The organism is Rothia kristinae, from assembly GCF_016028855.1.
GTDB classification, from domain to species: Bacteria; Actinomycetota; Actinomycetes; order Actinomycetales; family Micrococcaceae; genus Rothia; species Rothia kristinae.
Genome location: NZ_CP065738.1, coordinates 818,057 through 832,233 on the forward strand (window position 1 = coordinate 818,057; position 14,177 = coordinate 832,233).

The following is a 14,177-nucleotide window of genomic DNA, read 5'->3' on the forward strand; positions in this document are numbered from 1 at the left end:
GGGATCTTCTTGTCTGCAACCAGACTCCTACGAGTCGACTCACCAGTCCACTGACGAGTCGACTCGCGTGTCAGTCGCGACGCGGCTCTATACGAATGAGGTCGGGGTCGAACTTCACGTGACCGGGCGCGATGGGCTCGATGGTCACCGTCACCAGCTCGTCCACGAGCATCCGGCGGCGGTCCACGTCCAACGTCTTCCACTTCGCCTCGACCACCTCGCGGCGCTCCGCGGTGCCGACCGGCTCGTCCACGTCCGCGAGCAACTTCGCCGCCACCGACACCGAACGGTCGAGCAGCTCCGCGTCGATCTCATCGATGCGGGCCTTCACGTCGTTGATCGCCGCCGTGATCTCCAGGACCGGCTGATGGATGTCACGCAGCAGCGGGCTCAGCTCCTTCACCCGCTCGACCAGGGCGTTCCGCTCCGTCAGCAACTCCTCGTGATCTGGCCCATCGTCCTCCTGCGGCATCACGAGGTTGTGCACATCCACCGAGGACAAGCGGGTGAGCACCGCCTCGGTCACCATCGCATCGACGGGCTCGCGCTGGCGGGTGAGATGGAACTGCTCGCCGCAGCGGTACGTCGGCTGCTTGCGACTGTTCGTCCCGGAGACGAGCGTCGCGCCGCACTTCCCGCACAGCCCGATCGTGGACAGAAGGTACTTCGGCTGGTTACCCTGCCTCGCCGACCTTCGCACGTTGTCCTCCAGCTTCGCCACCGCGGCCCGCCACGTTTGCTCGCCAACGATGGGCGGGAACGCGTCGCCCTGCACCGGGTACAGCTCGCCCGACGCGTAGTGCTTGATGTAGCCAGCGTAGAGCGGGTTCGCCAGGAGGTAGCGCACGGCATCGACGGAGAACTCCGACCCGCGGGCGGTGAGATGACCGGCACCGTTCAGATCCTCGCGGATTCGCCGGATCGACAGCGACGGCTCGCCGAGGAACGCGGCGAAGGCCCGCCGGACGGCGTCGGCCTCCTCCGGGATCAGCTCGCCCTCTCGCGTCCACCCGAACGCCTTCCAGGCGCTCGTCGGGATGCCCTCGAAGCGTCGGCGCTCGTTCGACCTGATCTGACGCTCCGCCTTACGCCTGGCCTCGAACCGGGCCAGTGCCGCGAGCATCGTCGCTCGGAACTCACCGTCGGCCGTCGAGAGGTCGATCTCGCCGTCCACGGTGACGACCCGCAGCCCCAGGTCAATCAAGGTGTTGAGGTCCTTCGTGCTGCGCAGCAGCCGGTCCATGTCCACGGCGACCACCATCGAGAAGCAGCCCGCGCGGGCGTCGTCCAGCATCTCGGCCCAGCGGGTGCCAGCGCGGCGCTTCTTCGTCGCCGACACGGCGTTGTCCTCGTAGACCTCGACGACGTTCCAGTCCTTGGCCTCGGCCAGCGCCCTGATCTTCCTCAGCTGCGTATCGACCGTCCAGCGGTCGCCCTTGCGGTCCATGGAGGCGCGGACGTACGCGGCCACCTCGTTCGTCTTCCTCAGCGCTACCAGTTCGACCATGCAACCAAGCTTACGGAACGAGTGTCACAACCGCGACATGCTCTAGCGCATGTCGATGACGCCGGTGCCCACCTCGATGCGGGAGGTGCGCGCGGCGATCGCGGACAGCAGCGGCATGGGTGCGGCCGCCTGCGGGGCGAAGTGGTGAACCCGGAAGTACGCGCCGTTCACCCCCAGCTCCTCCGCGCCGACGGCGATCTCCACGGCGTCGTGCAGCATCTGCCGGGCATCCACCCCGTTGCCCGCGGGGCCGGTGCCGTAATGACCGAAGCTCAGGAATCCAAATGCTTTCATGTTCAAGCAAACCGCCCCGGGATGACGGTTATTCCCGCCGGCATTCCGGGGATCCGCTGCCCCGCCGGCGGTGCGGCGCAGAACATCCGCAGCGGCGGCCCGGTTGTGCCGGGGGAAGCACCCGAGCACACGGAGGAGAACCCATGAGCACCGGAAGCGCATCCCCAGCCGACGCCCCCCGGGAGCAGGGCCGCACCCTGCGCCTGATCTGGCCGCAGTGGCAGGGGGCCGGGCAGGAGATGGTGGGCCAGCTGCTGCCGGAAGCGCCCCTGGACCGGGCCCGCCGCGGCTACGCCCTGGGCGCCCGCTTCCTCGAGGCCATGCTGCCCGAGCACGACGGACCCACCGAGGTGGTCCCGGTCCCGCAGGAGGAGTCGGGATCCACCGGCGGCATCGAATCCCGGGAGCAGATCCTCGCCTCCCTCGACGCCGCCCAGGAGATCCTGTCCCGGCACGGGGACGCGCCGCGCATCCTCACCCTCGGCGGGGAGTGCTCGGTGAGCGTCGTCCCCTTCACCGAGCTGGCCCGCCGCCACGGGGAGGACCTCGCGGTGGTGTGGATCGACGCCCACCCGGACGTCGACACCCCGGAGACCGGCTACGACGGCTACCACGCGATGGCCGTCTCCGCGATCGTCGGGCAGGGAGACCCGGAGATCCTGGACAGGCTGCCGGCGGCGGTGGATCCCGCGCGGGTGGCCCTGGCCGGGCTGCACGACGGCGAGCAGGACGCCCTCGCCCACCTCGACGAGTGGGGTCTGAGCTCCTTCTCCCCGGCGGATCTGCGTGAGAGCACCCGCCCGCTGCTGGACTGGCTGGCCGGGACCGGGGCGGGCAAGGTCGCGGTGCACCTGGATGTGGACGTCGTGGACAGCGACGAGGCCGCGCTCGGTCTCGGCCTGGTGCCCGGCGGGCTGACCCGGGCGCAGGTGCGCCGCATCATCGCGGACCTGGACGAGGCCGCCGACGTCGTGGGGCTGAGCATCGCCGAGTTCATCCCCCGCTCCGTGCTGGCCATGGAGGCCCTGGTGGACGGGCTGCCGCTCACCGAGCGGTAGCGGCCTGCTCCTGCGGGTCCGGGGCGGGCAGTCGGTGCGCGACGCGCCCGCGCATGTCCCGGAACACCCGGACGCTGGCCCACACCACCGCGGTGAGCGGGACCGCCAGCAGCGCCCCGGCCACCCCGCCCTCGTGGGCCCCGATCGCCAGCACCGAGATGATGACCACCCCGTGCAGGCTCAGGGCCGAACCCATGACCTTGGGCTGCAGCACGTGGTGCTCCACCTGGTTCACGATGATCACCACGATCGTCAGAACCACCGCGGCCGCCGGGCCCGCCGCGACCAGGGCCACCAGGGCCGCGGCGAAGCCGGTGACCAGGGCCCCGACGATCGGGATGAACGCGCCGAGGAAGATCAGCGCGGCCAGCGGGAAGGCCAGGGGCACGTGCATCACGAGCATCGCCGTGAGATCCACGATCGCCGCGAAGGCCGCGATGATCACGGTCCCGCGGATGTAGCGGCCCAGCACGTGCACGCTGGCCCGCCCGGCCTCGTTGGCCCGCTCGGTCAGCCGCTGCGGCAGCCACCCCACCAGGAAGGCCCACATGCGGGGGCCGTCCAGGAGGAAGAAGAACAGCATCACCACCATCAGGAGGGATCCGGCCAGCAGCTCGGTCACCACCGAGACGCCCTCCACCGCGCTGGAGCCGGCGTCGCTGGTGCGCAGGTACTCCCCGGCCTTGAGCAGGTACTCGTTCAGGTGCGTCTCATCCAGGGGCACCCCCCAGCCGGTGAGGATCTCGGCGAGCCGGTTGGCTCCCTGCTGCGCCTGGGCGGAGAGGTCCGGCCATTCGTCGATCACCGTCATCACGATCCCGGAGATGATGCCGGCCAGCACCAGCAGGATCGCCAGCAGCGCGGTGACCGCCGCGCCCACCCGGGAGAAGCGGGCGCGGGTGCGCAGGGCCCGGATGATGGGGTTCATCGCGGCGGCGATGATCAGGGCGATCAGCAGCGGCAGGGTCACCAGCTTCAGCGTCGCCGCCACCCACACCCCCAGGCCGACGACGCCCGCGATCAGCAGGGTCTGCAGGCACCGGATCGCGGCCCGCCCGTAGGCGTCGCGCCACAGGCCCCGCACGGGGGCGGCCGGCGACGCGGCGGGGGTGGTCTCGGCCGGCTCGGCCGCGGGGGTCTCCATGACTCCACACCCTAGACCCGCACCCGTCCCGCCCGCCCGGGCGCGGGCAGCTGGGAGTCTCCTGGGGATCCGGTCACGCTCGGATCACGCGGCGGCACCCGAGCGCCCCGACGGCGAGGCTCGAAACCCGGTCCCGGCAGCGGTGCGCCCCGCCGTCGCCGGCCGCGACGGGGCGCCGCACCCGGGGTGACCGTCCCGTGACCTTCTCGGACCGCGGATCACGGCCCGGTGAAGCCCCGGCGCGGCGGGCCTACGGTGGGGGTGTCCCCCGGGAGGAGACCCCTTCCGCGGGCAGCGACACGCAAAGGAGCATTCGGATCATGACCCGCCATCCTCAGCACCGCATCGCCGCCGTCTCCGCCGCCGGAGCCGCCCTCGCCCTGGGCGCCGGCATCCTGGTGGCCGGTCCCGCGCAGGCCGAGGACGCCGCGTCGACGCCGACCGGCACCGCGACCTCCACGCAGCAGACCACGGCTCAGCAGGCCGCCGCCTCGCAGAGCCCCGAGTCCTTCGCGAACCTGGCCCTCGTGCGCTCGGCCACCGAGCCCACCGTGTACTGGCTGAAGGCCCCCGCCCCGAACGGGATCGGCGAGGTGCCCGCCCCCGACGGGACCTACAGCGTGGATCTGACCAGCGGGGATCAGCACGAGCACTTCGAGGTCACCTCCCACGAGGGTCGGCTGGATCTGAAGGACTCCCACATCCTGAAGACCGCCGCCTTCGACCCGCAGATCACCGTTCAGTGGGTGGGCTGAGGCCCGCCCCCTCCCCCGACGCCCGAGCCCGCGCGCGCACCCTTTCCCGGAGGCGCTGCGCGGGCTCTCGCGTGTCCGGATGAGGCGGCGTGAGGGGTGATCCTCAGGTGCCGCAGTAGGTGGTGAACCCGCGGGTCTGCGCCCCCGACGGTGCGCCCAGCCGGGTGTTGCCGGGCCGGTGCTCGAAGGGGTGGGAGACGGCGTCGAGGATCTCCAGCACCGGGCCGATCTCCCCCGCCTCCGCCGCGTCCAGGGCCTCCTGCAGCGCGTGGTTGCGCGGCACGACCCGCGGGGCGGAGCGCCGCATCAGCGCGGGATCCGGTCCCAGCTGATGCCAGCGGGCGAGCCACTGCCGGAAGCGCGGGTCCGCTACGAGGCCGGGGTCCGGGGAGGGGTCCGCTCCCGGCTCATCCCGCGTGCCCTCCGCGGCGCGTTCGGCCCGCGGCCGGGCGCCGCGGGAGCCATGCCCGTCGGCCCGCGCGGGATCCCCCGACTCGGCCACAGGGATCAGGGCGCGGAAGGTGTCCGTGTGGTCCGCGGCGTGCTGGGCCATCAGCCCCAGCAGGTCCTCCACCGCAGCGGCGGTCGAGGGCGCGGCGGCCTCCCCCTGCACCCGCAGCCCGATCCTGGCGGCGAAGAGCCGGAGCCGCTCGGCCTCGTAGACGGGCGGGAATCCCGCGAGCGCCTCCTGGGCGAGGTCCACGGCCCGGTCCGGCTCGGCGTCGAGCACCGGCAGCAGAGCTTCCGCGAAGCGGGCGAGATTCCACTGCGCGGCCGCGGCCTGGTTCCGGTATCGGTAGCGCCCGGTGCGGTCGATCGAGCTGAACACGGCGTCGGGGTCGTGGGCGTCCAGGAAAGCGCAGGGGCCGTAGTCGATGCCCTGCCCGGAGATCGCCATGTTGTCCGTATTCATCACCCCGTGGACGAAGCCCACCGCCTCCCACGCGGCCACCAGCCGCGCCTGGGCGAACACGACCCTCCGGTACAGCTCCAGCGGCGGGTTCGCGGCGTCGGCGGCCCCCGGGTGGTGGCGGGTGATGCACCAGTGCGCGAGCCGGCGCACCAGCTCCGGTCCCCCGGTGCTCAGCGCGTACTGGAAGGTGCCCACCCGCACGTGGCTGTCCGCGACGCGGGCGAGCACTGCTCCCGGCAGCTGGACGGTGCGCCGCGGGTCCATCCGGTCCGGGCGGGACACGAGGGCCCCGGTGGCGGCCACCCCCAGGGACCGGGTGGTGGGGATGCCGACGGAGTGGAGGAACTCCCCGACCACGTGCTCGCGCAGCATCGGGCCCAGGACCGCATTGCCGTCGGCGGCTCCCCGAGCGAAGGGGGTGCGTCCGGTGCCCTTCAGGTGCAGCTCCCGCAGGGACGCCGGATCCGGGGCTCGGCGGGCACCGGTCGCCGCGGCGGCGGGTGGCCGGGGCGGTTCGGCCCCGGCAGAGGCGCAGCCGCCGGCGGTCTTGGGCGGGGCGGCATCGACGTCGGGGAGGTCACCCAGCAGCAGGGCCCGACCGTCGCCCAGGCGCGGGGACCAGCCGCCGAACTGGTGCCCGGCGTAGGCCAGGGCGGCGGGCCGGGTGCCGGCGGGCAGGTCGGTGCCGGTGAGCAAGGCGGCACCGGTGCGGGTGCGCAGGCGCTGCGGGTCCAGGCCGAGCTGTGCCGCGAGCCCGTCGTTGACGAGGACGCTGCGCGGAGCCGGTGCAGACTGCGCGCGCCACGCGATGCCGAGCTCGGGGAGATCCTGGAGGAAGGAGGAGCGCATGCCCCCAGTCTCCCACCGGGATGCGGGGGCGGCAGGCCCCTCGGGGGATCAGGCGTCGTCGACGGCGGCGCGCAGCTGCCGGTACGCGTTCAGCGCCGCCGGCATCCCGGTGTACGGGGCGCAGTGCAGGATCGCGGCGGCCACGGTCTCCCGGGACAGGCCCGCCCGCAGGCACCCCTTCACGTGCGCGGCGACCTGCGGGGCCAGCCCCATCGCCACCAGGGCGCACAGGATCAGCAGCTCCCGCTCGGCCGTCTCCAGGCCCTCCCGGGACTCGAAGTCCCCGAAGGCGAACTCGGTGAGCAGCCGCGGCAGGGCCGCGCCCGCGGCGGTGCCGTCGTCGAACTCCTCGCGGATCTCATCCCCGTACAGCCGCTGCTGCAGGACCGTGCCGCGTTCGAAGCGCTCCTCCTCCGGCGTCGTGGTGCGCGGGTCGAGAGGCAGCTGGACGCCGGCGGCGCGGAATCCCTCGTTCATCGCGGCGATCGCGTTGAGGGTGCGGGGGGAAGCCGAGGAACGGGGCCAGCCCGTAGATCGCCTCGCGGATCTGCTCCGGGGTGGCGCCGACGTGCAGGGCGGCCCGCGTGTGGGCGGTGAGCTGGCCCGGGCACTGCATCGCGGCGAGGATCGTGACCGTGATGAGCTCGCGGGTGCGGTCCTCCAGCTCCCCCACGGAGAACACCTGCCCGAAGATCACCCGGCGCAGGATCGCCATGAACTCCGGGTCATCCCCGGCCTGCGGGTCCGGGGCCGCCCCGAAGAGCCGCTCGAAGACCTCATCGCCGCGTCGGGTCAGCTCCTCCGACATCGCCATCACCTCATCGTCCGGTTCGCTCCGCCCGGTCTCGGGCGGTCTGCACACCTCCCGTTCTACCCCGACGACGCCCCGCGCGGCAGTCCCCGCCCAGGGGAGGCACCGCGAGGGCCCCTCTCGGAGGCCCCCCGGCGAACGCCGTCGAGGGGCGCCGTCGGGGAACGGCGGCTCAGACGACCTGCGTGAGGACCACCCCGTAGAAGGCGAGGATCATCGCAATGATGGGGGCGAACGCCAGGAGATGCGCCCACCGGTTGGTCACCAGCACCGCCGCGTACTCCCGCAGGAACGCCGAGGGGACGTAGTACCCGGCCGTGCGCGAGCCCACCGCGCGCCCCCGCAGTCCGGCCTTCCGCAGGAGCATCGCGGCCCGGTACACGTGGTAGTCGCTCGTGGCGACCACCACGGGCCGGTCGGGGTCTTCCAGCAGCTCCCGGGAGAACAGGAGGTTCTCCAGGGTGGTGGTGGAGCGGGTCTCCGGGCGCAGGTGCTCCGCGGGCACGCCGCGGTCCGCGAGGTAGCGGCGCATCGCCTCCCCCTCGGGGATCACCTCATCCGGGCCCTGGCCGCCGCTGGGGATCATCACCGGGGCCCGCCCGCGCGCCGTCTCCCGGTGATACACCTCCAGGCCGCGATCCAGCCGCCCGGCCAGCAGCGGCGTCGGCTCCTCCCCCTTCAGCCCGGCGCCGAGCACGATGATCGCGTCCGGGGCGAAGCGCCTGGCGAGCTTCCGGTACCCGACGGCGGAGGTCAGGAACCCGAGGAAGAAGAACGCGACGTACGCGGTGGCCGCGAAGAGCACCGAGTAGATCGCGGCGAAGACCACCAGCACCGCGTCCTGACGCAGGGCCCCGGTCGCCGCGAGCACGACGGGCAGCGCGGGCAGCAGCACCATCCACGCCCCGGCGGCGAAGGAGAGCAGGGTGGCCGGGCGCCGCCCCTCATTGCGCATGATGGTGACCCCGTTGACCAGCAGGAACACCGTGAGCACCAGGTACCCCAGGCACAGACCCAGGAACACCAGCAGGGCGATGACGCCGCCGACGACGTCCACCCACGGCACCCGCGCCGACCCAGCCAGACGCAGGACGGCTCCGATCAGCAGCACGACGCCGATGGGCAGGATGATGCCGTAGCGCAGCCGGTGCCCGGCCCGGCGGAAGCCCACCAGGCAGTACACGACGACGCCGAGGGCGATGGCCAGGTGCAGGACGCCGTCGACGGCGGGGTCCTGCAGGATGTCGCGGATGCTCACGAGCCGGATGCTCCGTTTCTCATCGGGTCGCCGGGGATGGCCGGGCACGGGCCATTCTGCCCTGTCCGGACCCGAGGGCGCCGGCGCTTCTCCGGTGCCCCCGCATCCCGCAGGCATCCCCAGCGCCTGTCGCCTCTGGACGCACAACGGGAGATGCCGCGCAGTCCGGGAGATCTCCTCTCCCGTTCTGCGCGGCATCTCCCGCGGAGGAAGGGCCGAGCCAGCGGCGGCCCACACCGGCGCATCCGGTGCGGCCCAGCCCGGCGCGTCCGGGCGGTCAGTGCAGGATCGGCACCAACCCGGTGATCGGCGCGGTCGCCGTCGGCACCTCGAAGCGCACGGCGTGGCTGTCGATCGGGCTGCGCCGGTCCACCAGCACGTTGACGACCAGCAGGGCCAGACCGCCCATGGAGAAGGCGACCGCGACCCAGCCGGTGGAAGCCCAGCCGCCGCCCATGCCCATCACGGTGCCCGCGACCAGCGGACCCACGCCGTTGGCGAGGTTGAAGGCCACGTGGTTCATGGCCGCAGCCAGGGTCTGGGCGTCCCCGGCGGCCATCATCAGGCGGGTCTGCAGCGGCACCACCAGGCCGCCGCTGGCCCCGATCATCACCATGGCCACCCCGGTCAGCCACGCGTTGCCCACGCTCACCGCGTACAGCGCGGAGGACAGCCCGAGCACCGCCTGGAAGCCCAGGGCGGAGTACAGCAGCGTCTCGTGCTTGATGAATCCGGCGAGGAAGCTGCCCGTCGTGGACCCCACGCCGTAGAGCATGAGGATCAGGGACAGCGCCCAGCCCGGGCCGGCGCCGGTGGCCTGGAAGGCGGAGGTGAAGTAGGAGTAGATCGCGAAGATCCCGCCGAAGCCCACGGCGCCGGTGACCAGGGTCAGCAGCACCTTGGGGTTCTTCAGCGCGGTCATCTCCAGCTTGGCGCTGGTCATCCGGTTGCCCGCGGTGTTGGGGGCGGTGCGCCACAGGGCCACGAGGACCGCGGCGGCGATCGCGCTCATCAGCACGAAGCACAGCCGCCACCCGGCCACGTGCCCCAGCAGGGTGAAGGCCGGGACGCCCACGATCGTGGCGACGGTGATGCCCAGCTGCACGTTGGACACGGCCCGCGCCTGCTTGGTGGGCAGGGTCAGGCTGGAGGCGAAGAGCATGGCCACCCCGATGAACGCCCCGTGCGGGATGCCGGAGAGGAACCGGGCCAGCACGAGGGTGCCGATCGTCGGGGCCGAGGCCGCGAAGAGGTTGCCGAGGATCAGCGCGGCGAGGAGGGACAGCATGAGCGGCTTGCGCGGCCACTTGGCCCCGAAGACCGAGATGATCGGCGCGCCGATGACGACGCCGAGCGCGTACGCGGTGATGATGTGGCCGGCGGTGGACTCCTGGGTGCCCAGGTCCGCGGCGATGGACGGCAGCAGGCTCATCGAGGCGAACTCCCCCGCCCCGAACGCGAACGTCCCCATGGCCAGCCAGAATGTGACCAACCCGACTTTTGGTGATGCGTGACGCATGGTGAACAGTCGATTCTCCGACATGATCCCTCCCTTCAGCAGTGACTCGAGACAGCTCACCGTGCGGCGCTGCGCGGCGGGCAGGCGCCCGTCCGTCCCCGGCAGGCACGGGGGAACAACGGGAGACCTGCCGCCATTATTTCGCGATCGGGAAAGAAGATCTGTGAAATCCGTGTTACATCCGGATATGTGGCTCATGCCACTTATCAGCATGGTCTGGTGTGAGCGCTAACGGCGCGTGGGGGCGGCATCGTCAGTCGCGGCGGACACGCTCCGTCGGTGTCGGTAGGCGCAGATGCTGCCGATGCGCGCATGGCACACCCCGCCATCCCTCCCCCTCGAGCGCGGTGTTGGGAGCGGTTTCGACGTTCTGGAGCGTTCTCGTGGCTCCCGAACGCCGAAACCGCTCCCACACCGGGGGAAGGGGCCGAGGAGGGGGCGGTCGGCCACCGCGGAGGCCCTTCCTACGCCTCCGGGATGTCCATGCCGAAGGACTCCAGGGTGATCTCCTCCGGCTCGGGACCGCCGCGCACCCCGCCGTCGAGGGCGTCGATGCGGGCCATCTCCTCCTCGGACAGCTCGACGTCGAAGACGTCCAGGTTCTCCCGGATGCGGTGCTCGTGCACGGACTTGGGGATCACCTGCACCCCGTGCTGCAGGTGCCAGCGCAGCATGACCTGCGCAGGGGACTTGCCGTGCTCCTCGGCGATGCCGGTGATCACCGGATCCGTGAGGGTGGAGGTCTGCCTGCCGTCGATGCCTCGGTAGCTGGTGATGCCGCCGATGGGCGACCACGCCTGGGTGAGGATCCCGTGCTCGCGGTGGAAGGCCTGCAGGTCCGCCTGGCGGAAGTACGGGTGGGATTCGATCTGGTTCACGGCCGGCACGACGTCGGTCTCGGCCAGCAGGCGCTCCAGGTGCGGAACCATGATGTTGGAGACGCCGATCGCCCGGACCTTCCCCTCGGACAGGAGGGACTCCAGGGCGCGGTAGGCGTCCAGGGTCCGCTCGAACTCGGAGGGCAGGGCCTGGTGCAGGATCAGCAGGTCCAGCTGGTCCACCTCGAGCTTGCCGACGGCCTTCTCGAAGGCGTGGCGGGTCTGGTCGTAGCCGTAGTCGGAGATCCAGACCTTCGTCTCCAGGAACACCTCCTCGCGGGAGATCCCGGAGGCGCGCAGGCCCTGCCCCACCTGCTTCTCGTTGCCGTAGGCGGCCGCGGTGTCCACCAGGCGGTAGCCGGTCTCCAGGGCGGTGCGCACGGCGTCGGCGGTGTCCTCCGGGGAGGACTGGTACACGCCCAGCCCGATCACGGGCATCTCGACGCCGTTGTTCAGGGTGAAGGTGCTGTCTGCGGTGAGCTTCTCGGTCATGCCCCCACCCTGACCCCTGATCCCGAGTCTCAGCCAGGGACTGTCAGTACCTGTCTCGCGATCGCGCTTCCCCGGCCCGCTACCCTGACCCCATGCGCATCCGAACCGCCGAGCACCGCGATGTCCCCGCCATCACCGGGATCTACAACGATGCCGTGGAGAACACCACCGCCATCTGGAACGACGCGACGGTGGACGACGCCGACCGGCTGAGATGGCTCGCCCGGCACCGGGAGGCCGGCCAGCCGGTGCTGGTCGCGGTGGATGAGGACGACGCCGTCCTCGGCTACGCGACCTACGGGCCGTGGCGGGATTTCGACGGGTACGCGCGCACGGTGGAGCACTCGGTGTACGTGCACCGGGACGCCCGGGGCGGCGGCATCGGCCGGGCGCTGATGGAAGAGCTGATCGACGCGGCCCGCGCGCGGGGCATGCACGTGATGGTCGCCGGGATCGACGCCGGGAACACCGGATCCATCCGCCTGCACGAGCGGCTCGGCTTCACCCGGGTGGGGCTGCTGCCACAAGTGGGGCGCAAATTCGACCGGTGGCTGGACCTGGCGTTCCTGCAGCTGACCCTGGACTGAGGGGCGGGTGCGGCTGCGGCTGCGGCTGTGGACGGTTTGGGAGCGGTTTCGACGTTTGGGAGCGCAGAGAACACTCCCGAACGTCGAAACCCCTCCCAAACCTGCTGAGTGGGGCCGGCACAGCCGGGCCGAGGATGCGAGAAGATGAGGGGATGAGCACCGCCGCGCCGAAGCCCCTGCCCGTCCCTCCCTTGGAGCACACGGTGGAGGCGGTGGTGCGGGCGGTGGGCGCCGTCGTCGACGCCCCAACCCTGCGCGCGACCGAGGCGGCGGCCCGGGCCTTCCTCGCGGGCCCCGGTCCCGCCCTGCAGGAGCGGCTGCGGCAGCGAGCGACCCGGGAAGCATCGGCCGGTCGCAGCTGGCTGTCCGCGTGGTGGCTGCGCGACTACCTCGCGGTGCGCGAGCCGCTGCCGCTGAGCACCAACGTGGCCTTCCAGATCAACCCGAGCTTCCTGGATTCGACGTGCGGGGAGCCGACGGACGCGGACGCGGAGGATATGGGGTCGGGAGATGCCGATCCGGGGCGGACGGACGGGGCTCCCGACGCCGGGCGGGCGGCGCGGTTCATCCACCGGGCCGCGGCCGTGCACCTGACCCAGGCTCGCGGGCAGACCCCCCAGGAGACGGATCCCCGCGGCAACCCCGTGGATATGACCCAGTGGGAATGTCTTGCTGGCGGGCTGCGGCATCCGCGACCGGGGGTTGATGAGATCCTGGCGCCGCGCGCGGCGGCCGCGCACCGGGAGATCGGGGTGTTCCGGGCGGGGCGGCTGTTCGCGGTGCCCGTCGCGGACGACGACGGCGCGCCCCTGCCGGTCTCCACCCTCGCCGAGTCGCTGCGGGCGGTGCTGCGGGAGGCGGGGCGGCCCGACCAGAACCAGGAGAGTCCGGGCAGCCGGCCCTCCCTCGTCGGGCCCGAGGCGCTGCCGTTCGCGGCGGCGTCGTCCCTGGGCAGCAGTGAGCTGGCCCCGCCGCTGGAAGATGCCCTGCAGGATCCGCGCAACGCCGCGACGTATGCGCGTCTCCGGGATCTGCTGTTCACCGTGTTCCTCACGGACGAGGTGCTGGAGGAGGCGGAGCACCTGCGGCGCCTGGCCTTCGAGCCCTCCCGGGTGTGGCCATACCGCACGATCAGCTACGAGATCGGCCTGCGCGATGACTGGCTGTGCCTGCACGCCGAGCACTCCACCGTGGACGGGGCCACCCTGGTCGCCGCGATCCGCCGGATGCAGGAGGTCACGGAGGACGCGGGCGGGTCCTCCCGGGTGGTCTCCGGCTCGGCCCCGGCCGAGGCCGGGCGGTGCGTCGAGCGGGCCGCGGCTGGGGAGAACCGGCCGGAGGAGACCGCGACCCGGGACTCGATCCAGGGGCCGGCGGAGCTGGTGTGGCACTGGCCCGACGCCGCCTGCGCGACGATCCGGGACGGCTTCGCCCGCGGGCGCGAACGGGCGCGGGAGCTGAAGACAGCCATCGTTCGCGTCCCGCGACCGCCGGCGGAGGGACTGCCGCTGAAGCTCAGCGTCGATGCGGTCTCCCAGTTGATCCTCACCGTTGCCCAGCAGCTGGCCTACGGCCGCACGCGCGCCGTATATGAAGCCGTGGACATGCGAGAGTATCGGGCCGGGCGCACCGAGTGCCTGCGGCCGGTGACGCCGGAGGCCGTGGCCTTCGCCCGCGCTCTGATCAGTGAAGATGCCACACTCGACATGTTCTCCGAGGCGCTGGAAGCTCATCGCTCCTGGGTCAAGGCCTGCAAGCGCGGGGAGGGCGTGGACCGGCACCTGCTGGGGCTGCGGCGCATCGCCGCGGAGGGCCGTGACGTCGACGCCCCGGCGCGGGCGTTCCTGGAGGACCCGGGGGTGGCCGCGGCGACGACCGACTTCCTGTCCACCACCTCGATCGGCGGGGCGCAGCAGATCGTGCGCTACGCCTTCGCGCCCACCGTCCCGGAGGGCTTCGGCATCAGCTACACCCCGCACCCGGAGGCCATCGAGTACTGCCTGACCTGGCACCGGGACACCGCCGACGCCCCGGAGGAGTTCCTGGCCGCCCTGCCGCGCGCGGCGACGCTGCTGGGGGAGTTCGTGCGCGGGCTCGGGCAGTGACCCGCCG

General features: G+C 72.2%; 13 protein-coding genes. 4 read left to right on the forward strand and 9 right to left on the reverse strand.

Translation table 11 applies throughout. From position 1 onward, the window contains the following. Positions 1 to 70 precede the first annotated feature (70 nt). Both I6G21_RS03700 and I6G21_RS03705 read right to left on the reverse strand, forming a co-directional pair. Positions 71 to 1,507, reverse strand: a complete 1,437-nt coding sequence (locus tag I6G21_RS03700) for a recombinase family protein (protein WP_058730787.1) — start codon at positions 1,505 to 1,507, stop codon at positions 71 to 73. Positions 1,508 to 1,549: 42 nt separating this feature from the next. Further along, positions 1,550 to 1,801 (reverse strand): LLM class flavin-dependent oxidoreductase, encoded by a 252-nt coding sequence (locus tag I6G21_RS03705; protein WP_081046169.1) that lies wholly within the window; start codon positions 1,799 to 1,801, stop codon positions 1,550 to 1,552. Positions 1,802 to 1,944: 143 nt separating this feature from the next. On the opposite strand from I6G21_RS03705, the gene I6G21_RS03710 reads away from it, so the two are divergent. Beyond that, positions 1,945 to 2,859, forward strand: a complete 915-nt coding sequence (locus I6G21_RS03710) for an arginase family protein (RefSeq protein WP_058730789.1) — start codon at positions 1,945 to 1,947, stop codon at positions 2,857 to 2,859. Here I6G21_RS03710 and I6G21_RS03715 read toward each other — a convergent pair. Further along, positions 2,846 to 4,003, reverse strand: coding sequence for an AI-2E family transporter (locus tag I6G21_RS03715; RefSeq protein ID WP_058730790.1), 1,158 nt, complete (start codon positions 4,001 to 4,003; stop codon positions 2,846 to 2,848). The two genes, I6G21_RS03710 and I6G21_RS03715, sit on opposite strands and share 14 nt — an antisense overlap. A 320-nt stretch (positions 4,004 to 4,323) precedes the next feature. Between I6G21_RS03715 and I6G21_RS03720 the strand changes: the two genes are divergently transcribed. Further along, positions 4,324 to 4,758 (forward strand): hypothetical protein, encoded by a 435-nt coding sequence (locus I6G21_RS03720; RefSeq protein WP_058730791.1) that lies wholly within the window; start codon positions 4,324 to 4,326, stop codon positions 4,756 to 4,758. Positions 4,759 to 4,861: 103 nt separating this feature from the next. On the opposite strand, the gene I6G21_RS03725 is transcribed toward I6G21_RS03720, so the two are convergent. The 6 genes from I6G21_RS03725 to I6G21_RS03750 form a co-directional block, all read right to left on the reverse strand. Beyond that, positions 4,862 to 6,520: a protein adenylyltransferase SelO gene (locus I6G21_RS03725; RefSeq protein WP_129358015.1), complete on the reverse strand. Its 1,659-nt coding sequence runs from the start codon at positions 6,518 to 6,520 to the stop codon at positions 4,862 to 4,864. Positions 6,521 to 6,568: 48 nt separating this feature from the next. Beyond that, positions 6,569 to 6,997, reverse strand: a complete 429-nt coding sequence (locus tag I6G21_RS03730) for a carboxymuconolactone decarboxylase family protein (protein ID WP_129358016.1) — start codon at positions 6,995 to 6,997, stop codon at positions 6,569 to 6,571. After that, the gene (locus I6G21_RS10900; protein WP_129358017.1) at positions 6,879 to 7,334 is read right to left on the reverse strand and encodes a carboxymuconolactone decarboxylase family protein; all 456 of its coding nucleotides are present in this window, start codon (positions 7,332 to 7,334) and stop codon (positions 6,879 to 6,881) included. Before I6G21_RS10900 ends, I6G21_RS03730 begins: the two co-directional genes overlap by 119 nt. Positions 7,335 to 7,503: 169 nt before the next feature. Then, complete coding sequence (locus I6G21_RS03740; RefSeq protein WP_165870005.1) at positions 7,504 to 8,589, reverse strand: YdcF family protein; 1,086 nt, start codon at positions 8,587 to 8,589, stop codon at positions 7,504 to 7,506. 277 nt (positions 8,590 to 8,866) lie between these two features. Next, the gene (locus tag I6G21_RS03745) at positions 8,867 to 10,060 is read right to left on the reverse strand and encodes an MFS transporter (RefSeq protein ID WP_165870006.1); all 1,194 of its coding nucleotides are present in this window, start codon (positions 10,058 to 10,060) and stop codon (positions 8,867 to 8,869) included. Positions 10,061 to 10,572: 512 nt separating this feature from the next. Further along, positions 10,573 to 11,478, reverse strand: a complete 906-nt coding sequence (locus tag I6G21_RS03750; protein ID WP_061225155.1) for an aldo/keto reductase — start codon at positions 11,476 to 11,478, stop codon at positions 10,573 to 10,575. 92 nt (positions 11,479 to 11,570) lie between these two features. Between I6G21_RS03750 and I6G21_RS03755 the strand changes: the two genes are divergently transcribed. Next, a complete protein-coding gene (locus I6G21_RS03755; RefSeq protein WP_058730238.1) occupies positions 11,571 to 12,065 on the forward strand; it encodes a GNAT family N-acetyltransferase in 495 nt (164 codons plus the stop codon). Positions 12,066 to 12,217: 152 nt separating this feature from the next. Continuing rightward, positions 12,218 to 14,170 (forward strand): choline/carnitine O-acyltransferase, encoded by a 1,953-nt coding sequence (locus tag I6G21_RS03760; RefSeq protein ID WP_129358020.1) that lies wholly within the window; start codon positions 12,218 to 12,220, stop codon positions 14,168 to 14,170. Positions 14,171 to 14,177: the final 7 nt, after the last annotated feature.